The 19,996-nt window shown below is 65.6% G+C and carries 15 protein-coding genes; 6 read left to right on the forward strand and 9 right to left on the reverse strand.

The genetic code is table 11. The features are described 5' to 3' along the window. Positions 1-77 precede the first annotated feature (77 nt). Positions 78-1,865, reverse strand: a complete 1,788-nt coding sequence (locus tag LTH93_RS01790) for a BCCT family transporter (protein ID WP_241465067.1) — start codon at positions 1,863-1,865, stop codon at positions 78-80. Positions 1,866-2,183: 318 nt separating this feature from the next. On the opposite strand from LTH93_RS01790, the gene LTH93_RS01795 reads away from it, so the two are divergent. Beyond that, positions 2,184-3,419 carry a class I SAM-dependent methyltransferase gene (locus LTH93_RS01795; protein ID WP_241469860.1) on the forward strand — a complete coding sequence of 412 codons (1,236 nt, stop codon included), beginning with the start codon at positions 2,184-2,186 and terminating at the stop codon, positions 3,417-3,419. A 165-nt stretch (positions 3,420-3,584) separates the two neighbouring features. On the opposite strand, the gene rpsA is transcribed toward LTH93_RS01795, so the two are convergent. The 7 genes from rpsA to LTH93_RS01830 form a co-directional block, all read right to left on the reverse strand. After that, on the reverse strand, positions 3,585-5,105 hold the full coding sequence (gene rpsA / locus LTH93_RS01800; RefSeq protein ID WP_241469861.1) for a 30S ribosomal protein S1: 1,521 nt from the start codon (positions 5,103-5,105) through the stop codon (positions 3,585-3,587). A gap of 263 nt (positions 5,106-5,368) precedes the next feature. Further along, positions 5,369-6,775: a GNAT family N-acetyltransferase gene (locus LTH93_RS01805; RefSeq protein ID WP_241469862.1), complete on the reverse strand. Its 1,407-nt coding sequence runs from the start codon at positions 6,773-6,775 to the stop codon at positions 5,369-5,371. Positions 6,776-6,900: 125 nt separating this feature from the next. Then, on the reverse strand, positions 6,901-7,974 hold the full coding sequence (locus LTH93_RS01810) for a sugar-transfer associated ATP-grasp domain-containing protein (protein ID WP_241469863.1): 1,074 nt from the start codon (positions 7,972-7,974) through the stop codon (positions 6,901-6,903). 163 nt (positions 7,975-8,137) lie between these two features. Beyond that, positions 8,138-8,974 carry a maleate cis-trans isomerase family protein gene (locus tag LTH93_RS01815; RefSeq protein WP_241464462.1) on the reverse strand — a complete coding sequence of 279 codons (837 nt, stop codon included), beginning with the start codon at positions 8,972-8,974 and terminating at the stop codon, positions 8,138-8,140. A 96-nt stretch (positions 8,975-9,070) separates the two neighbouring features. After that, entirely contained in the window at positions 9,071-10,510 is a 1,440-nt protein-coding gene (locus tag LTH93_RS01820; protein ID WP_241469864.1) for a phytoene desaturase family protein, read from the reverse strand. Then, on the reverse strand, positions 10,507-11,487 hold the full coding sequence (locus tag LTH93_RS01825) for a UbiA family prenyltransferase (RefSeq protein ID WP_370642628.1): 981 nt from the start codon (positions 11,485-11,487) through the stop codon (positions 10,507-10,509). The genes LTH93_RS01820 and LTH93_RS01825 overlap by 4 nt, the downstream gene beginning before the upstream one ends. A 67-nt stretch (positions 11,488-11,554) precedes the next feature. After that, on the reverse strand, positions 11,555-12,076 hold the full coding sequence (locus LTH93_RS01830; protein WP_241464460.1) for a DUF3830 family protein: 522 nt from the start codon (positions 12,074-12,076) through the stop codon (positions 11,555-11,557). A gap of 119 nt (positions 12,077-12,195) precedes the next feature. On the opposite strand from LTH93_RS01830, the gene LTH93_RS01835 reads away from it, so the two are divergent. Continuing rightward, on the forward strand, positions 12,196-12,906 hold the full coding sequence (locus LTH93_RS01835; protein WP_241464459.1) for a maleate cis-trans isomerase family protein: 711 nt from the start codon (positions 12,196-12,198) through the stop codon (positions 12,904-12,906). Positions 12,907-12,993: 87 nt separating this feature from the next. Here the strand turns inward: LTH93_RS01835 and polA are convergent, their stop codons facing one another. After that, positions 12,994-15,870 carry a DNA polymerase I gene (polA, locus tag LTH93_RS01840; RefSeq protein WP_370642629.1) on the reverse strand — a complete coding sequence of 959 codons (2,877 nt, stop codon included), beginning with the start codon at positions 15,868-15,870 and terminating at the stop codon, positions 12,994-12,996. A gap of 114 nt (positions 15,871-15,984) precedes the next feature. Between polA and LTH93_RS01845 the strand changes: the two genes are divergently transcribed. The 4 genes from LTH93_RS01845 to LTH93_RS01860 all read left to right on the forward strand — a co-directional run bounded on the left by LTH93_RS01845 (position 15,985) and on the right by LTH93_RS01860 (position 19,821). Beyond that, positions 15,985-16,518, forward strand: a complete 534-nt coding sequence (locus tag LTH93_RS01845; protein ID WP_241464458.1) for a hotdog fold thioesterase — start codon at positions 15,985-15,987, stop codon at positions 16,516-16,518. A 173-nt stretch (positions 16,519-16,691) separates the two neighbouring features. Then, positions 16,692-17,840, forward strand: coding sequence for a GAF domain-containing SpoIIE family protein phosphatase (locus LTH93_RS01850; protein ID WP_241469868.1), 1,149 nt, complete (start codon positions 16,692-16,694; stop codon positions 17,838-17,840). 153 nt (positions 17,841-17,993) lie between these two features. Next, positions 17,994-18,770: a sortase domain-containing protein gene (locus LTH93_RS01855; RefSeq protein ID WP_241469869.1), complete on the forward strand. Its 777-nt coding sequence runs from the start codon at positions 17,994-17,996 to the stop codon at positions 18,768-18,770. Between the two features lie 232 nt (positions 18,771-19,002). Beyond that, positions 19,003-19,821, forward strand: coding sequence for a hypothetical protein (locus tag LTH93_RS01860; RefSeq protein WP_241469871.1), 819 nt, complete (start codon positions 19,003-19,005; stop codon positions 19,819-19,821). Positions 19,822-19,996: the final 175 nt, after the last annotated feature.

The raw sequence follows: 19,996 nt of genomic DNA on the forward strand, positions 1-19,996 counted from the left end.
GACAGAAATGCCCGGCTCTCCCATCGGAGAGCCGGGCATCTCGGTTTTGATCAGCGAACTGCTTCAGCAGGCGCAGATCAGTTCTTCGGGTAGGAGCCGTTCACCTGGGCGGGATCCACGATCGGGACATCCCCGGTGCGGACCCGGTACTGCTCCACGATCGGTGGCTGCTCCACGTGATCCACGTCCGGCGCGTTCTCCGGCTGGGTGCCCTCGTGGTAATCCGGGGCCACCACAGCTTCGGTGAGCGAGCGGTCGGGCTCTTCCATGCGGCGTTCGTACTCCTCCGGAGGCAGCGTCTTGAGCCAGCGGCGGGTGACCAGGAAGCCGACCTCGCCGGCGTCCTCGCGCATCGCCCGGGAGAGGTTGAACATCATGAAGTAGCCCAGGACGAAGAACGGCAGCCCGAGCACCAGGGCGACGTTCTGCAGCGCCTGGAGCCCGCCCTCGCCGGTGGCGGTGAGCAGGATCGCGGCGATGGTGCCGATGGAGATGGTCCAGAAGGCGCGCTGGTGCAGCGGTGAGCGTCCCTCGTAGCCGTTGCACATGTCATCGAGGACCAGTGAGCAGGAGTCCATCGAGGTGATGAAGAAGATGCCCACCAGCATGATCGCGATCGATGAGGTCAGCGTGGCCAGCGGGAACTCGGCGAGGAACGCGAAGAGCGCACCCTCTACGCCGTCGTCGAGCACGGTGTCGACCAGGCCGCCGTCGCCGTTGAGCTCGATGTCGAAGGTGCCGGCGCCCCAGATGCCGAACCAGATGATGGTGAACAGCGTCGGCAGTCCCAGCACGCCGGCGACGAACTGGCGCACCGAGCGGCCGCGCGAGATGCGGGCGATGAAGATGCCCACGAACGGCGCCCAGGCCACGGTCCATGCCCAGTAGAAGATGGTCCAGCCGTCCTGCCAGCCGGTGTTGGCGAGGGTGTCGTTCCAGAACGCCAGCTCGGGAAGCATCCGGGCGTAGACGCCGGTCCATTCGATCATGCCGCGCAGCATGAAGACCGTGGGGCCGGTGATCAGCACGAAGAGCAGCAGCCCGATGGCGGTCCAGATGTTGAAGTTCGAGAGCCGCTTGATGCCCTTGTTCACGCCGAGCATCGCGGAGATCGTGGCAATGATGGTGACCACCGCGATGATTATGATGAAGTTCCAGGCCGCATCGCTCACGCCGAGCAGGCGGGCGAGTCCGGCGTGGATCTGCAGCGTGCCCAGGCCGATGGAGACCGCGACGCCGAAGATGGTGCCCACGATGGCGAGAATGTCGATGAACTTGCCGATGGGGCCGTGGATCTTGTCGCCGAGCATCGGCTGGAAGATCGATGACACCCGCGGGGGCAGGTTCCTCTTGTAGATGAAGTAGGCGAAGGCCAGGCCGGGCAGAGCGAAGATCGTCCAGGTGTGCAGACCGAAGTGATAGAGCGTGAAGCCCATCGCCTCATTCGCGGCCTCCATGGAGCGTGGCTCTACGCCCATCTGGCCCTCACGGGGCGGGTTGGCGAAGTGGTTGGCAGGCTCGGCCACGGCCCAGAACATCAGGATGGTGCCGATGCCTGCGGCGAAGAGCATGCCGAACCAGGCGATGTTGGAGTGTTCGGGCTCCTCGCCGTCGGCGCCGAGTCTGATCCGGCCGAAGCGTCCGGAGGCGACGAAGATGAGGAAGATCAGGAAGATCGTGACACCGGAGATGTAGAACCATCCGAGGTTGTCGTAGATCCAGCCTGAGCCGGTGCCGAAGAACTCGCCCATGCCGGTGGGCATCAGGAGGGTCAGCACGACGAACGTGATCACGATCGCGGCTGATCCGAAGAAGAGGATCGGGCTGGTGCGCAGCCTGAAGATGTTATGGAGTCGGAGCAGCATCATTGGCCTTTCGTGGGTGTAGTCGCTGCCCGCGCCCGGCAGAGGCAGAACCCTCGGTTCCCTTGCGGGGCGCGAGACTGGCGGTCTGACACCTGACAGGCGGGATGATCGTCCCTACGGTATGGAATTTGGGCCGCCGACGCACTTTCGTGAGTCGAATCCTGCGCCGGTGGGGCCTGATCTGAGTCCAGCACACTCGAATAATTCCCGGAACGAGCCGCATGCAGTCCCGGCGTCTCATTCCAGTAACGATTCTTGGGGGAAGCTGGTGCTGAGCTGTTCGGGAGCCGTGACGGGGTGATCCTCTAAGCTGGCTCTATGCCTTTTCCCGCGGGTCAGACCCCCGATGTCCAGCCCTCTGAACTCACCCAGAACTTCGATTTCACCCCCATCAGTCCCCCGCCCGAGGCGGTGGACCTGTTGCTGCTCGACACCGCCGCGGCCTGGTGGGCCGACGGCCACCCGCGCGAGGGCGTGCTGATCCTCGATGACCGCTCCGGAGCGCTCACCCTGCCGATCCTGCACTCCCTGATAGCCGATGCCGGCAAGCCCGACGCGGTGTGCGCGAAGGTCGAAGACGCCGTGTCGGCCGTGCGGGTGCTGGCCGACGAGCTCGGCGCGGAGCGTGCGCTGCAGGGCAACGCCCGCCGCGCCGATCTGCCGGCGCCGGTCCCCCAAGAGCTGCCCAGCCTGACCGAGGAGGCGCCCGACGCGTTCACCGGGGTGCACACGGTGCTGATGCACCTGCCCCGGTCTCTGGAGACGCTCAACGACTGGGCCTGGCTGATCCGCGAGCACGCGGCGGCCGACGTCGTCGTGCTGGCCGTGGGCCGGGACAAGCACATGAACCACTCGATGAACCAGGTGCTTCAGAAGCACTTCACCGACGTCTCCGCCGGCCGTGGCCGCTCGAAGTCCCGGGTGCTCACCGCTCGCGGACCGCGCGACGGCGTGCCAACCTCTGCCCCGCGGAAGAACACCCACCAGGTCAGCATCCCCGGGAAGGGCTCCACGGAGCTGACCCTGTGCAGCCTGGGCGCCACCTATGGGGGCACCAAGCTCGACCCGGGCACCCGGCTGATGCTCGAGGCCGTGGAGGCCCATCCGGGGTTCCCCGGTGCCGAGTACGTCATCGACTTCGGCTCCGGCAACGGCACGGTGAGCGCCTTCCTGACGCTGCGGCATCCGCAGCTGAAGGTGATCGCCACCGATCATTCGGCCTCCGCGGTGCAGTCCACCCAGCTCACGGCCGAGGCCAACGGGGTCGCGGACCGGATCGAGACGGTCCGCGACGACGCGCTCTCCCGGTTCGAGGACGCCTCCGCCGAGGTGATCCTGCTCAACCCGCCGTTCCACCAGGGCAACGCGGTGGACCCCGGTGCCGCGAACCGGCTGATCCGGGCCGCGGCGCGGGTGCTGGCACCGGGCGGACGGATCTACAGCGTCTGGAACTCCCACCTGAAGCACCGCACGGTGCTCACCAAGGAGGTCGGGCCCACCGAGCAGCTGGCCCGCGATGCGCGGTTCACCGTGACGGTGTCGACGAAGCGCTGACTTAGAAGGCGGCGCTGCTGGACGCGGCGCCGTCGTCGTCGCTGGTGTTCTCGCTGGTGTTCTGGAAGCAGTGAAGCAGACATAGAGAAGGCCGGTCCCACCCGAGGGTGGAACCGGCCTTCTCTATATGTCACTCAGGCGGGATCAGTGATCCGCCCGTGTGGTTCAGCTGTTTCCGGTGAGCTTCTCGCGCAGCGCAGCCAGTGCCTCGTCGGATGCCAGCGTGCCGGCATCCTCGGAGGAGCTGTTCTGCGAGGAGGAGTAGTTCGACGGAGCGGGCTCCGACTTGCTGGAGCTGGAAGAGCTCGAGCTCGAGGAGCTGGAGCTGGAAGAACCGACAGTGGCCTGTGCGGCAGCTTCGGCGTCGGCCTCGACTGCTGCAACGACCTGCTTCTTGTGCGCTTCCCAACGCTCCTGGGCCTTGGCGTACTGGGCCTCCCAGATGGAACGCTGCTCGTCGTAGCCGTCCATCCACTCGTTGGTCTCCGGATCGAAGCCCTCGGGGTACTTGTAGTTGCCGGCGTCGTCGTACTCGGCATCCATGCCGTAGACGGCCGGATCGAACTCGGCACCTTCGGGATCGACACCCTCGTTGGCCTGCTTCAGCGAGAGGCTGATGCGGCGGCGCTCGAGATCGATGTCGATGACCTTGACGAAGAGCTCGTCACCCACGGAGACGACCTGCTCGGCCAGATCAACGTGGCGCACTGCCAGCTCGGAGATGTGCACGAGGCCCTCGATGCCGTCTTCGACGCGGACGAACGCACCGAAGGGAACCAGCTTGGTGACCTTGCCGGGGACGACCTGGCCCAGCGCGTGAGTGCGGGCGAAGGTCTGCCACGGATCTTCCTGGGTGGCCTTGAGCGACAGGGAGACGCGTTCGCGATCCATGTCCACCTCGAGGACCTCCACGGTGACTTCCTGGCCGACCTCGACAACCTCGTTCGGGTGATCGATGTGCTTCCAGGAGAGCTCCGAGACGTGAACCAGACCGTCGACGCCGCCGAGATCCACGAACGCACCGAAGTTGACGATCGAGGAGACGGTGCCGGTGCGGACCTGGCCGCGCTCGAGCTTGTTGAGGAAGGAGGAGCGGACCTCGGACTGGGTCTGCTCGAGCCATGCACGGCGGGACAGGACCACGTTGTTGCGGTTCTTGTCCAGCTCGATGATCTTGGCCTCGATCTCCTGGCCGATGTACGGCGCGAGATCGCGGACACGGCGCATCTCGACCAGCGATGCGGGCAGGAAGCCGCGCAGGCCGATGTCGAGGATGAGGCCGCCCTTGACGACCTCGATGACGGTGCCGGAGACGACGCCGTCCTCTTCCTTGATGCGCTCGATGTCGCCCCAGGCGCGCTCGTACTGTGCGCGCTTCTTGGAGAGGATCAGGCGGCCTTCTTTGTCCTCTTTGGTGAGGACCAGAGCCTCCACCAGATCGCCGACGGCGACGACCTCGTCCGGGTTCACATCATGCTTGATGGACAGCTCGCGGGACGGGATGACGCCTTCGGTCTTGTACCCGATGTCGAGGAGGACCTCGTCGCGGTCGACCTTGACGATGGTGCCCTCAACGAGGTCGCCGTCATTGAAGTACTTCATAGTCGCGTCTACAGCGGCGAGGAACTCTTCTGCGGTGCCAATGTCATTGATGGCGACCTGTGGGGCAGTGGTGGTGGGGGTCATGTAGTAGGGGCTCCGATATGGATTGTGGCTGGCGTGGTCAGTGCACGGGCGTGCCGTGCAAGATGGCACTCCGGCGCACAAAGCGATCAACAGATGAACAGGAGAGCTCGTCAGGTCCCGATTCCGGCGGCGACGCCGAAGAGCGGACTTTCGAGCATGATCTGCATCAGATGTCAGGTCGACTCTGTGCGCAGAACGCGCCGTGTCAGTTTATACCGGCAATCCAATCCGAATCAACCGCTGTCCCGAGCGCGATGACTTGCTCAGAAATGTGTCGCACAGAAGGGAAGGGTGGCCAGGTCCATGATCCGGGAGATCCGGTCCACGTCTTCGGCGGTGGTGCCTCCGAGCCTTCCGGCTGCGTGGAGGGTGCGGACCGAGACGTCGCCCAGGTAGAGCGAGCCGAGGGTCTCGACGCTGAGCTGGAGCGTCGGGAGGTCTGAGGTCACCGGCGCTTCACCGTCACCTGCCCGAGTGAGCGTGGCGGCGCCGTCGTCGACGCTCACCGTGAAGCTGCCGTTGGTGATGCCTTGTCCGTCCTCGAGCTCGAGGCGGAACGCGCCGTCGGCGGTCCAGGCGCGGGCTTCGAGGGCTTTGACCACGTCGAGGATCCGGACCCAGAGCACGTCGCTGAGCTTCTGGACCTGGTAGCTGCGCGGGTTCACCAGCGCGGACTGCAGCGGATCGCTCAGTGCGGCGGTGCTCATGGTGGCGCGGCGGACGATGTCGAGTCCGGCGATGAAGTCCCAGAGCGCGAGGTGGCTCTGGTCGTCGGCGGCGATCAGGTCATAGATCCGGATGGTGCTGGGGTCGGTGTCCCAGCCCTCGTGCTTGAAGGTCACGTAGCCGCCGATGCTGCCGTCCTCGCGGACGTGGACGGCGGCGCGGAGCTTGCGGTTCCAGGCGCTGTTGTCCTCGAGGTTCCAGCGCGCGGAGCTGACCAGCTGGTAGGTCTGCTGGCGGCCGATGGAGCCGCGGGTGCGGTCGTGGAACGCCTCGAAGCTGGTGTCGATGACCTCGTCGAGCTTGACCGGGTCTGCGGAGATGACGCGGCCGGCGGGCGCGCTGCGCAGCGCGAAGCTCTGCCCGCTGCCCTCGCCGAGGTTCACCTGGATGCTGGCCTCGCGGGTGGCGCAGCCGAAGCCGAACCGGCCGTAGATGCCGCCCTCGGAGACGGTCAGCGCGGCCACGGCCATGCCGTCCTCGACCGCGCGGGAGAGCGCGGAGGTCATCAGGTGCTTGAGGATGCCGCGGCGGCGGAAGCTCGGATTGACGGTGACCATGGTGATCAGTCGTGCGGGCAGCGGGCCGGCCGGTCCCCCGGCGTTGAGCGTCTTGTCATAGTCGACGAACGTGCCGACCGGGTGGGACGGGTCGAAGCCGACCTCTTTGAGTGCGTTGCCCCAGGGCTCATCCGCGGCGGTGTCCTGGTCCACGTAAACGCCGGTCAGGAGCTGCTCGTCCTCGACCAGGATCCGCCCGATGCGGTTGATCTGCTCGTCGGTGAACCAGGGCTCGTAGAAGCCCTGCTCGGCGGTCTGAGCGAACGCGGCGGTCTGCGCGTCGGCGGTCTTGCCGTCCGAGTTCAGGGCCGCGCGGAAGGACTCGCTGCGGAGTCCTGGTGCGAGCGGAGCGATCTCGGGCTGCTGAGGTACGTGTTGGTCTGGCACGGTTAACCACATTATCGGTCCGCTGGTGCCGGGGCCAGGCGGTGGGGAACTCGGTTGTGCACAGAACCCGGTGGAACCCGGTGCGGGTCCAGGGTCTCCCTGCCGCAGCTGGCCGCCACCCGTGATCACCCGGTGATCTGGGTCGCTCCGCCGTTCCGGCCTAGATGCTCCCAACCCAGTCCCCCGAAGCACGGCCCCGACGTCGCCTCAGAGAACTTGATGTCGTTATGGCCGCTGTTCCACTCAAGCACTTGGACGGAACCGTCGCGAGCAACAGTCAGATCCCAACCGATCGCCGGGACCATCGGGATTCGCCGATGCAGCCGTTTTACTGCCTCGAGGCAGGCTGCATAGTTCGGCACCTCGTTTCCTGCGAACACGAAGCCGGAATCGGGATGCCGGTCGATCTCGAGCCAGTCCACCGAGTATCCGATCGAGCTGAACACGCCTGTAGCGGTATCGAGAAGAAGGCGAATATTCGACTCTGAAAATACGTGGTCATCCGTGTCTCGTCCGAATCGCATGTAGGCATCCCTGACAGTGACCTGCCCGTCAGGCTCGAGGACACTTGTCATCCGCAGCGTCCCGACCGAGCGGGACGCGACCTGAGCAAAGGCCTCATGCTGGTCGATGAAGGGCTGAATCACACCGTCGGGAAGGCCCGCAGCAATCTGCGTGAACCTGTCTCGATCAAGAATCTGCACGCCTCGGCCGCGATCACTCGCGTCAGCCTTGAAAGCCACTTTTTCAACCCCGGCAAAGACGAGGTCCGTGAACTCCTCCAACGACGAGACCGGTTCGAGTGACGCGTTGAGCAGCCGGCCCTTGACCACGTATCCGCGGTCGGGAATCTCTTTTTCCTGCCCAAAGACGCGCGCTGTCATCGACCGCATTTCAGAAAGGTCGCCATACCGACCTTCGATCGCAGGAAGGACCACCTGCATGTAGTAGTTGTCGGGGATCCACCCCTCTCGGAACTCACCGGCCATCGCGCTGTAGATGTAGAGCCACGGGGCATACCTTTTGGAACCCAGCACATCGGCGGCGTACTCATCGGCCTGTGCCCTGAGATGCCCTGGAAGCGGGCCCTTCGCGGCTTCGATCGACTTGAGCACCTTCGCAGCGCTCCGGCTGTTCAAACGGGAACGAACTCTCATCAGCAGGTCATTCTGAGTTCGCTCAATCGTGTCCAGGTTCACGGCAGCTCCTCTGAGTTCAGGTGATGCCAACCTATGTTCATTTGAGCCGAAATAACAGGGGGTCGCTGTATCGAATAGGGATTCATCAGGAGATATCCACCGAATCGGCCCAGTCCCACCCATGACCGGACACCACCACACCAGGCCTCTGCCAAGCGGCCTGTCAGGTCTTGGGGAGGATCGACGGTTCCGTCGAGTCGGGCACGGCCGGGCGGGAGTTTCGAATGCGGGGTCGCGCCGTGAGTCCGAGACCGCGCTGCTCGCCTTGGGCCGTGATGTGCAGCAGCGACTGCCCCTCGCCGTTCGCGAGCTTTCCCAGGCGCCGCAGTCCGGCCCACATGGTGGCCTGGTTGGCGGTGATGATGGGCTTTCCCAGTTCAACCTCCAGCTGTGCGATGAGGTCGTACGTAGGAAGATTTGTGCAGCTGACCACGACGGCCTCGGCGTCGGGCGTATCAGCCCGACGGATCAGCTCCGCAGTCTGCGCGTAGGGGACCTCCCAGATGCGCCTGTCGAGCCCGAGCTCAGCGCGACCGGTCACGGTGACGCCGTACTCAGCGAGGAATGTCTCCATCAGGAGCGACAAAGCCGGCACATAGGGCGTCGCCGTCGAGACACGCGTGATCCCGAGGGCGCCGAGAGCTTCCACGAGGGCGCCGGAGGTCGTCACTGCGTCACGTGAGCCGGCATCCGTCATAGCGCGAACGAGATCTTCCTGCCCCGCCCGACCACGCACGAAGCTCCCGGACGCGCAGGCGTAGACGACCACATCCGCGCGACCGGCTGTGACGCTGCGGACGCCCTCGGTGACGACTGTCGTCTGCGCCACCTCCCGAGCGAACTCCACGGTGACAACGTCATCCAAGAACGGCGTCCGGGTCACCGACAAGTCGACGCCGGCGGGAAGCCAGCGCCACAGCTCTGCATCGAGCTCCATGTCGAACGGCATGACGACGCCAAGCGCCCCGCGGGGAGGCGGGCCCTGAGCTTCCGGTGTCATGTTTCTCCTATGCGCAATGACAACTCACCTGAACTGGGTCTGATGGAGACGTTCGTCTGTCCCGGGCTTGGTGGCGTCCTCAGCTGTGTGTCGGTTTCAGCTGCGCCCGCCAGGCCCGGGCGGCAGGGCGCGAAGCATCCCATCAATCGCGATCATGGCCCCGCCCATCACTGCCGGCAATCCTCCGCCCGGATGGACCGAGGCACCTACCCGCCACAGCCATGGCCGCCTCAGGCTATGGTGAGCTGGACGGTGCAGGGGCCCGCTCATCAACAAAGGACGGATCGGTCCATACAGGGCACCTCCGGACGCGCCTGTGAGACTGAAATAGTTCGGATCCAGGATGGTGCTCTCCTCGATACACGTGTCGAAACTTCCGGGCAGCCCAGCCGTGGTCCACACGCGGCGAAGTTCTCGGTCGACAAAGGCACTGTTGAGGCCATAGCGCTGTCCATTTGAGGGCGCTGTCAGCAGCACTGCGAGTGTGTCGGCGGTATTGGGGCCTGAGTCCGTGGCTGGGTAGTGATTGAGAAACGCCATGGTCTGGGTCGGCTCGCGTTGGGCCTCCAGACTCGCGTAGAGCGCGGTGGGATCCTCGGGCAGAACCACGCTGTGCCGCGACATATCCGCCGGAAGGGGACGCTTGAGCGAAGCGTACACGGCGACCGCTGAGCAGGAGAGCTTCCGCGGTGGTCGAGGTGTGCGCCCACGCAGCAGTCCCTCGAGGCGGTCGGCGTCCATGCCGCTGACAACGGCGTCCGCCCGATATACGTTCTGGGCAGTCCTGACGCGTCCCCGCTCCAGGTCAAGGACGGGCTCATCGGTGCGAACATCGACCCCTGCAGCTCGCGCCAGCCGCTCGAGGGCCCGCACCAGTTCGTGGACGCCGCCCTGCGGCACCCACACCCCGTCTTGGGCCATCACCGCAGGCATGCTGGCATACAACGCCGGGGTGCGGGATGGGCCCACCCCCGCGTTGAGTGTGTGGATGGCGATCACTTCGCGCAGCCCGTCGGGCAGCCAGGTGAGGCTGTCGAGATAGCTGCGGGTAGTGAGCCGGTGCCCGTAGAGTCGCCCCAGAAGAGCCAGCGAGGGGCGCGCATCGCGTGCCAGCACGGCCGTGGTCAGAAGCCGGGTCACATCCGGCCCGATGGGTCCGTGCAGCGCAGCGAAACGCTCCCACGCCGGGTGCCACGGGTGTCCCGGCGGAACCGGCAGTGAACAGACCTGCCCGCGGAAGTAGTACCTGCCTACTTCCGGAAGCCGCTCCAGATTCAGCCTTGCTGTCTCTTCGGCCGCCAAGGATGGATCCTGACTGGAGTCATCCAGTCGGCGCAGCAGTTCCTGCCAGACGGCCGGGAATGTGAACAGCGAAGGGCCGGTGTCGATGGTTTGACCACCAACTTCGATACGGCGGCTCTTGCCGCCCAGTGCCGAGCTAGCTTCCAGAAGCGTGACAGCGTGTCCTGCCCAGGCTGAGAGCACTGCGGCCGTCAGGCCCGCCACTCCGCCACCGACCACCACGACACGACTCATGGGTACCACCCCAGCAGCAGCGCCGCGGCCAGTTGAATGCCGGCCACAGCTCCGGCGACATAGGGGAAGGCGATGGAGTGGCGGTACAAACCATGGGCGGTGGTGCTGAGGGGGGAGCGGAACAGCATGTAGAGCAGCCAACCGCTGATCAGCGCGTTGACAAGCGCGACCGGAACATTGACCATTGCAAAGCCGATCGTAGCTGCCGTCCACCAGAGTCCACTCCAGAGCACCACCCCGCGAACACCGAGGCGCACTGCCGTGGTGGTGATTCCGGCCGCCTCGTCTTCCTCGATGTCTTGGACTGCGTCGAAAGTGTGCTTGGCCGCGCTCCATGCCATGAGCGCCACAGCAGCGGCCCAGACCGGACCGGATCCTAGTGCGAGCGGAACAAAGACCATCGGCAGGGCATAGGCGGCGTTGCTGAGCGAATCCAGATACGGGCGGGCCTTGAACCGTAATGGTGGCGCCGAATAGAAGACGAACACCAACAGGTAGAGCCCTATCCACAGCAGTGCATCACCGGGAAGCGCCCACACGAAGTAAGTCAGGAACGGAAGATTGGTCACAAGAACTGCGACCCATATCGGGAAGACCTCACCAGAGCGAATCCGGGCGCCTTCAAAAGACCCCTTACGCGGATTGAGCGCGTCGGTTTCTTGATCGAAGATGTCATTGACGCCGTAGATGAGCAGGTTGAATGGCAGCGTCAGCCACAAGATCAACGCCAATGCATCCCAATGCCACAAGTGACCGGCCAGCCACATTCCCAGGACGGCGGGACCAATGGTATTGATCCACAGCACCGGCCGTGAGATGTGGACCATTCGTTGGAAGACGGATTCAGTTCCAGAACGAGATTTGACGGTGGAGCCCCTTCTGCCGAGTAGAACAGTGGTGCCTGAACGAACTACATGCCTGTTTTCGCCGGTGGCCCGGCTCTGGGGTGGCCAGTCGCTGACGGCGGAGGGGCCCATGGTCAAGATGCTACGTCAGGTACCGACCCCGACCTGGAGTGTTAACTCTGAACAGTGACCATCCTGATCAGCGCATGCCGTGTTTCGGGTCGGCGTCGGCCCGCGCGAAGCTCAGCGTCTCCCCTCGGGCACCGCCCATCCAGACGTCCTGGCACGCGGCGGCGAGCTCGTCGAGTCCTTCCTCGATCGTGGCGAAGACATTCGCCGGAACCCACCCGACGTCACCGTTGACCAGCAGATTGTTGCGTCCATAGAAGACGGCGAGATCGATCAACAACCGGTTCTCAGCGGTCCCCGCGGAGGCGTCGTATCCGTAGGCGGGATTGTTGAGCACGCCCTCGAAGGTGAAATAACACAGGTCCCCCGGGATCGGCGTGATCGTCTGGTTCTCGGGGCCAGGCTCTTCGGCGGCGAAGGCGGGGACGAGGGCGTAGATCTCGTTGCGCGCGAACTTGCCGTGGAACACCTGTCCGGACTGGGGCAGGGCCTGCCATACGGCCTCGGCGGTGCGCGGGGCCTCAACGTCGAGCAGGCGCGCCCTGGCGGTGACGCCGCGCTTCTCCAAGGTGATGGTGAGGTATCGGGTCATCAGCAGTCTCCGTTCGATGGACTGCAGGCGCCACGGAACGGCGACCTATGGTTGTCTACAATCTACCTGTAGGTTTTTCGGGGAGACCAGTCACGCACCACGAGAGGGCCTCCACCACCATGCATACCCTCGCGATCCTCTACCCCGGATACAGCGCGGAGGACGAGTTCCCCGCTCTCGAACAACTCATCCCGGACACCTCGTTCCGGGTGATCCACACCTGGGAGGGCCGCACCGACCACGATGTCGACGCGCTGCTGGCTCTCGGATCTCGGAACAACCTGGTGCCGTCCGCCGAGAAGGCCCGCGAGCTCTCCCCCGACTCCGTGATGTGGGCGTGCACCTCGGGCAGTTTCGTCTATGGCCGGGATGGCTGCCGGGAGCAGGCCGGATGGATCGAGGAAGCCGCTGGCGTCCCGTCCTCCTCCACCTCCCTGGCCTTCGCCGAGGCGGTGCACCACCTGGGGCTGAGCAGGGTCGCGGTGGCCGCGACCTATCCCGAGGAAGTCGCCTCGCACTTCATGCGATTCCTGGGGCAGGAGGGAATCGCGGTGAGCGCGCTGTCCACCTACGACGTTCCCAGCGGCGAGGACGCGGGATTGTTGGACGCCGAGTGGGTGCTCGAGGCCGCCCGCGCCGCCGACCTGACCGGCGCGCAGTGCCTGCTGATCCCGGACACTGCACTGCACACGATCGCCGTGCTGCCCCGGCTCGAGGAGGCCCTGGGCGTGCCCGTGCTCACGGCCAACCAGGTCACCGCCTGGCAGGGGCTCCGCCTGGCCGGCCACCCGGCTCGCGTCCAGGGGCTCGGGGCCCTGTTCAGCCGCTGAGCAGGTCGCCGGCCCCTGAGCGGATCCACACCGGTGGCGCAACGACTCCTGCCGATCCGGCGTCGCCAACGTCGTGACTCAGTACACCTAGTGTGCGGCCTCGTGCCAGGAGGAGCCCACGCCCACGTGCACGTCCAGTGGGACGTCGAGCTCGGTGGCCGCACCCATGTGGGTGGTGACCAGCTTCTCCAGGGCCTCGCGCTCCCCCGAGGCCACCTCGAAGATGAGCTCATCGTGGACCTGCAGCAGCAGCCGGGACTCGAGGCCCTCGGAGCGCAGCGCGGAGTCCACGCCGATCATCGCCTGCTTGATGATGTCCGCCGCGGAACCCTGGATCGGGGCATTCAGCGCGGCCCGTTCGGCCATCTGGCGCAGCTGCCGGTTCTCGCTGCTCAGGTCCGGAAGGTAACGGCGCCGCCCGAAGAGGGTGGAGGTGAACCCGTCCTGCTTCGCCTGGGTGACCACTTCGCGCAGGTAGTCGCGGACCCCGCCGAAGCGTTCGAAGTATTCGTTCATCAGGTTCCGGGCCTCATCGACCCCGATGCCCAGCTGCTTGGACAGCCCGAAGCTCGAAAGCCCGTAGGCCAGCCCGTAGCTCATCGCCTTGACCTTGGAGCGCTGCTCCGGGGTGATCTCCGAGGCCTCGACCCCGAAGACTTTGGCGCCGACGAAGTTGTGCAGGTCCTCCCCGGCGCGGAACGCCTCGATCAGTGCCTGGTCCCCAGAGAGGTGCGCCATGATGCGCATCTCGATCTGCGAGTAGTCCGCAGTCAGCAGGGTCTCGTAGCCGGAGCCGACCACGAAGGCGTCGCGGATCTTCCGACCGGCGGCGGTCCGGACCGGGATGTTCTGCAGGTTCGGGTGCAGCGAAGAGAGCCGTCCGGTGGCGGCCACGGTCTGCGCGTAGGTGGTGTGGATCCGCCCATCCCCGGTGACGGCCTCCATCAGCCCGGTGACGGTCTGGCGCAGCTTGGTGGAGTCCCGGTGGTTCATCAGGTGCACCAGGAAGTCGTTCTGGGTCTTGATCAGCAGCGCCTGCAGCGTCTCCACATCCGTGGAGTAGCCGGTCTTGTTCTTCTTCACCCCGGCGGTGGGCAGCTCGAGCTCCTCGAACAGCACGGTCTGCAGCTGCTTGGGCGAGCCGAGCTTCACCTCGTGCCCGACCACTGCGTAGGCCTCCTGCGCGGAGGCCTCGATGGCGGCGGCGAACTCGGCATCCAGCGAGTCCAGCTTCTCCGGGCTCACCGCGATGCCGGTGAGCTCCATCTGCAGCAGGATCTCGGCCAGCGGGATCTCCATCTCACGAAGCAGCTTCTCGCCGTTGCGCTCGACCAGCTGCTCCCCCAGCGCCTGGGAGAGCTGGTGCAGCAGCATCCCGTGCAGCGCGGCGGTGTCCAGGTCCTCCGCCGTCACCCCGGGCAGCAGGTCCTGAGAGGAGAACAGGTCCGGGCCCTGCGGTCCGGACGCCTCGGCGTCGTCCTCGCTGTGGCCGCCGAGGTAGGAGGCCGGGTCGGTGGAGGCTCCCAGGTACTGGGTGACCAGCTCGGTGAAGGCGAAGTTCCGCCGGTCCGGCTGGATCAGGTAGCCGGAGATCAGGGTGTCCTCCACGGCGCCGCGCAGGCGCAGTCCGCGCCAGGCCAGCCGCTTGCCGGCGTCCTTGATGTCGTGGACCAGCTTCGGCGCTTCCGAGTCCTGCAGCCACTCGGCGAAGACTGCGTCGGCGGCCGCGTCGAGCGAGGTCAGCGAGAGCGCCAGCGCGGGGATGCCGGTCGGCTCGGCGGCAGGCTCCCCGGCGTCGTCGTCGGTCTCTGCAGTCTCGGCAGCATCAGCAGCTCCAGCCACGTCCCCGGAAGCCGAGGGCACCAGCACGACGGCGAGTGCCTCAGCCACACGGGCGGCTTCGTCGCGCTTGGGCTTGGTGGTCAGCGATTCACCGGCGCGGTCCAGGCAGACCGCGATCGCCATCGGGGCTCCGGCGTGGGCCTTGAGGAACGCGGAGATCTCCTCGGCCTGTTCGGTCACCGTGACCGCGGGGAGCGCGTCGGTGGGGGTGGGCGCGACCACGGTCTCCGGGAAACGGGCGGCGAAGGTCTCGAAGAGCCGTTCGCGGATCTGGTTGAACTGCAGCGCGTCGAAGAGCGGCTCCAGCACCTCGCGGTCAGGGACCTTCAGCTCTGAGTCCTCCAGCGCCACGGGCAGCTCGAGGTCGCGGAGCAGCAGGTTCAGCTCCAGGTTGCGCTCCACCTCGGCGAGTGCCTCCCGCAGGTTCTCCCCGGCCTTGCCGCCGATCAGGTGGGCGTTCTCGATGATCCCGCGGGTGGAGCCGTATTCGGTGATCCACTTCGCCGCCGTCTTGGGCCCGACCTTCGGCACGCCGGGCAGGTTGTCCGCGGACTCCCCCACCAGTGCGGCGAGGTCCGGGTACTTCAGCGGCGGGACCAGGTACTTCTCCTCCACCCCGGCGGGGTCGAGCATCGCGACCTTGGAGAGCCCCGAGGTGGGGTACATCAGGGTGGTGCGCTCAGTGACGAGCTGCAGGGTGTCGCGGTCGCCGGAGACGATGAGGGTCTCCCAGCCGGCGGTGTCGGCCTTCGTGGCGTAGGTGGCGACGATGTCATCGGCCTCGTAACCCTCCAAGGTCACCGTGGCGATGTTCATCCCCTCGGCGACCTGCTTGATCAGGTCGATCTGGCCGCGGAACTCCTCGGGGGTCTTCGCGCGGCCGCCCTTGTATTCGGCGTAGGAGGTGTGCCGGAAGGTGGGCGTGTCCAGGTCGAAGGCGAGGATCACGTGGGTGGGCAGCTCCTCACGGATCAGCTTGAGCAGCATGTTCATGAAGCCGTGCACCGCATTGGTGTACTGGCCGGAATCCGTCAGGAAGCTCTCGGTGGGCAGGGCGTAGAAGGCTCTGAACGCCATGGAGTGACCGTCGATGACCAGGAGTTTATTGGGACTAGTTGACACGAGCCCCAGCCTATCGCGACCTCCGCGCTCACCCCAGACCTCTCACGGGCCCCACGCCGCTCCGGTTCGTGGGCGGATGTCCGTCGCTCCCCGCCGGCATCTAAACTGGAGCCCATGACTTCTCAGCCTGACGCCCTCGACCACCTTTCCAGCAGCGCCGTCCCCGGTGCGCCCACCCCGTTCCCCGACGAGCAGGAGCGCGCCGCCCGGATGGAGGCCGCCGGGATCCCTGAGGAGTATCAGCAGTGGACCGGCCCGCATGGGGTCACTCCGCTGGGCGTGAAGATGGGGCTGCGCTACGTGGAGATGCACCCGGACAAGATGGTGGCCACCCTCCCGGTGGCGGGCAACGAGCAGAACATGGGCCTCTTCCACGGTGGCGCGCATATGGTGCTCGCCGAGACGCTCGGCTCGATCGCCGCGATCCTGCACGCGCGGGTCAACCTGGGTGTGGACAATGCCGTGGTGGGCACCGAGCTCGGCGCCACCCACCATCGCTCGGTCACCGAGGGCATGGTCACGGCCACCTGTACCCCGATCAACCTGGGCCGGCAGCTGACCAGCCACGAGATCGTGATGACCGACGACGCCGGCCGCCGCCTCTCGACCGCCCGGATGACGAACATGATCCTGCCTAATCGGAGCTGAACGGGAAATCATGCGCCCATAGCGGGTTGTAGTCATACGCAGCAGATTCGACTCGATCAGCGCGGAAAACCCTCAATTCAATTCGTGACACCGGCGATTTCAGAAAACACCCCTGACATGGACTAAAGTCACTATCAGGTACTTTCTGAACGAAAAGCTTGAGGGGTTCTGGAATGATCGACGAAAAGAAGCGACAGAGCGCGCTCGACGCCATGAAGATTCTCGACACGCCGCGCGACGAGCGTGTGGACCGGATCACGCGGATGGCTCAAGAGCTCTTCGACGTACCCATGGTGAGCGTGAATCTCCTCGACAATGATCGCCAGTGGAGCAAGTCCTCGGTCGGGCTCGGCAGCCGAGAAACCCCCCGCAAGTACGCATTCTGCGAATCAACCATCCAGCAGACCGGCACCCTGGTCATTGAAGACCTGAAGCAGGATGAGGCGTTCGCGGCGAGTCCCTATGTCGAAGGCGCCCCACACCTGCGCTTCTATGCCGGTCACCCGTTGCAGGCCCCGGGCGGCGAACAGGTGGGAGCGCTGTGCCTCATCGACACCAAGCCTCGTGAGCTCGATGAGCAGGAACGCGACCTCCTCGAAGATCTCGCCCGCTGGGTCCAGACCGAACTGGCGCAGCAGCAGGAGCTCGACCACGCCGTAGTGGTCCAGCGCGCACAGACTCCCCGCAATCTCCCCCAGCCCGCGGGATTCACCGTCACCGCCGGCTCCGCCCCGGCGGGGTGCGTCTCTGGGGACTTCCATGATGTGGTTCTCCGTGGGGATCAGCTGCGGGTCACCCTGGCCGACGTCATGGGCAAGGGCCTCGGCGCAGGGATCATCGCCTCCGCCGTCCGCGCCTCGATGCGCACCGCTCCGGAGCGTTCCCTGCAGGCCACGGTCGCTGAGATCGATTCTCTCCTGGAGCAGGACATCGGTGATCTGCACATGTTCGTCACCATGTTCTGCGCCGACATCGACACCCGCACCGGCCAGATCAGCTACGTCGACGGCGGACACAGCCTGAGCTTCATCCATCGCGCCGACGGCAGCTGGGAGCACCTGGAATCCACCGGGCTGCCGCTGGCGATGGGCATGGGCGAGCCCCACGAACTGAACACCGTGCAGCTGCACCCCGGAGATGCCCTGCTCTCCTGCAGCGATGGACTCCTGGACCTTCTGGACCTCGAGGACCCCTACGGGCAGGTGGAGCAGGTCCTGCGCGAGCAGGGTCTCGAAGGTGCTGTCGAGGAGGCGCTGCGCCGTGCCGAGCAGGCAAAGGCCCCCGATGATGTCACGGTGGTCGTGGTCCGCAGAGACTCCTGACGTGTCGTCGGCAGCGGCCAGAGCACTACTGCGCCCCTGTCGCCGCACCTCCGATCGGCGGGACTGTAGATTATGGGCATATCTGCCTCTAGACGAGATCGGCCACCCGCACCGGAGCGCAGCCCAGCAGGTCCAACCCGAAAGAGAACCTTGATGTCTCCTCTCCGTCGGCACGACAACCACACCGCCCTGTCGGCAGCAGACCGCTGGCCCCGCGGCGCCGCACTGGCCATCGCCACCGCACTGATGCTTGCGATCTCTGCATGTTCACCCGGGCAGGAGAGCGACCCCGCCGCCGGGGAAGACACCGTCACCGCGGTGGTCGAATCCGAGGCGGGCACACCGGAGACGGATGAACCAACAGAGACCGACGCAGTCAGTGACGACGAGGGTGAGGTTGAAGCCTCACCCACACCGACACCCGACGAAGCCGACGGACCTGAAGACGCCGAAGACCAGAGCAACGAGGCCGCCACCGAGACCGCACCACCCGCCGCGTTCGAGATCCCGGCCATCGATGCCAGCTCCGAGCTGCTGCACTTAGGCCTGCGGGACAACGGCACCCTGGAGGTCCCACCGGGCGACCCAGGTTCCCCAGCCAGCTGGTACACCGGATCCCCCGCCCCAGGCGACCAAGGCCCTTCAGTATTGCTGGGCCATGTCGATGACTCTCTCGGCGAGCCAGGGGTCTTCGCTGACCTGCCAGAACTCGTCGAAGGCGACGAGATCACCGTGGGACAAGAAGACGGCGGCACCGCGACCTTCGTGGTCACCAAAGCCGAGCAATACGGCAAGAACACCTTACCCACCCTCGAGGTCTACGGCAACACCGAAGACCCCGAACTCCGACTGATCACCTGCGACGGATACGACCAGGCCACCGGAGAGTACGAGGACAACTACGTGGTCTACGCCACCCTCGCCAGTTAGAGACCGAATGGCCGGTCCGACACAGCGGACCCCAGCACTTCCCGCGCGGAGAATAATCAGTCTTTCGATATCGATAAAGGTTTAGCTAGTTGAGGCGGATCGGTGAGCTGAGAAACTTTTTTGGATTTTCACCATCCGATCCGGATGTCGCTCCGAACTCCGCGTACATGGCCTGGTCGACACCACGATCAGAGGCCGTGCGACCAAATCACTGTGACGAGGAGTCCCTCAAATGTTTAAATCCAAACTGTTCGCCGTCCCCACCCTCGCGCTCGGCGCAATCCTTCTGGGCGCAGGCCCAGCCATGGCCCACTCCGAGCACGGCGGAGCCAGCGATGGCGCCGCCACCTCGACCTCCAGCGAGTCCTGGTCCTTCCAGGCCAACCTGGACCCGCTGAACAACAGCGGCACCGTCGGTGACGTGCTCATCGAGGGCCAGGGCAACCAGGCCACGGTCTACATGACCGTCGACGGCGCAGCCGAGACCTTCATGGACGGACCCTTCCCCCACGCCCAGCACATCCACTTCGGCGCCCAGGGCACCTGCCCCGGCCCCGAGGCCGACGAAGACGGCGACGGTGTGGTCAACACCCCCGAAGGCGCTCCCTCTTACGGCGGCATCGGCACCTCGCTGACCATCGAGGGTGACACCTCCCCGGACTCCGGTCTTGCTGTGGAGCGCTTCCCCGGTGGTTCCAGCTACACCTACGAGCGTGACCTTGAGATCGCCGATGACGTGCTGGCCTCCATCGTCGACGGCACCGGCGTCGTCGTGGTCCACGGTGTCAACCCCGAGCTGATGCCAGAGGAAGCTGCGGCGAAGCAGAGCACCCTGGATGAGTCCCTGCCCCTGGCAGCGACCCTTCCCGCTGCCTGTGGCACCCTGACCGCCTCACAGATGGACGAAATGCCTGAAGGCGGCGCCGACACCGGCGTCTCCGGCGGCTCACAGGGCGCCAGTGTGGCCATGGCCGCCGGCGGCGGCGCACTCGCCCTCGGCGCCATCGGTGCCGGCGCCTTCTTCATGCGCCAGCGCACCGTCGAGTCCTGATCTCGAGTCGACCGGACTCTGACCGGTCGAATCGAGCCTGAGGGCTCATGCATCGCGTCACAGCGATGCGCCTCCAGCGGTGGCCCCACTTCGAACTTCCGAGTTTGAAGTGGGGCCACCCCTGCCCGTCACAGAATCCCGAGAAGCTCCTCACGGGCGTCGGTCACTTCTGGAG

The organism is Nesterenkonia sp. DZ6, from assembly GCF_022565835.1.
Classification (GTDB): Bacteria; Actinomycetota; Actinomycetes; order Actinomycetales; family Micrococcaceae; genus Nesterenkonia.

Bases quoted from the DNA above. Each gene is read 5' to 3' on its own strand.
- LTH93_RS01860 (WP_241469871.1), top strand. From the start codon at position 19,003: ATGTTTAAATCCAAACTGTTCGCCGTCCCCACCCTCGCGCTCGGCGCA.
- rpsA (WP_241469861.1), bottom strand. From the start codon at position 5,105: ATGACCCCCACCACCACTGCCCCACAGGTCGCCATCAATGACATTGGC.
- LTH93_RS01820 (WP_241469864.1), bottom strand. From the start codon at position 10,510: ATGAGTCGTGTCGTGGTGGTCGGTGGCGGAGTGGCGGGCCTGACGGCC.
- LTH93_RS01855 (WP_241469869.1), top strand. From the start codon at position 17,994: ATGTCTCCTCTCCGTCGGCACGACAACCACACCGCCCTGTCGGCAGCA.
- LTH93_RS01815 (WP_241464462.1), bottom strand. From the start codon at position 8,974: ATGACACCGGAAGCTCAGGGCCCGCCTCCCCGCGGGGCGCTTGGCGTC.
- LTH93_RS01850 (WP_241469868.1), top strand. From the start codon at position 16,692: ATGATCGACGAAAAGAAGCGACAGAGCGCGCTCGACGCCATGAAGATT.
- LTH93_RS01790 (WP_241465067.1), bottom strand. From the start codon at position 1,865: ATGCTGCTCCGACTCCATAACATCTTCAGGCTGCGCACCAGCCCGATC.
- LTH93_RS01835 (WP_241464459.1), top strand. From the start codon at position 12,196: ATGCATACCCTCGCGATCCTCTACCCCGGATACAGCGCGGAGGACGAG.
- LTH93_RS01830 (WP_241464460.1), bottom strand. From the start codon at position 12,076: ATGACCCGATACCTCACCATCACCTTGGAGAAGCGCGGCGTCACCGCC.
- LTH93_RS01795 (WP_241469860.1), top strand. From the start codon at position 2,184: ATGCCTTTTCCCGCGGGTCAGACCCCCGATGTCCAGCCCTCTGAACTC.
- LTH93_RS01845 (WP_241464458.1), top strand. From the start codon at position 15,985: ATGACTTCTCAGCCTGACGCCCTCGACCACCTTTCCAGCAGCGCCGTC.
- LTH93_RS01825 (WP_370642628.1), bottom strand. From the start codon at position 11,487: ATGGGCCCCTCCGCCGTCAGCGACTGGCCACCCCAGAGCCGGGCCACC.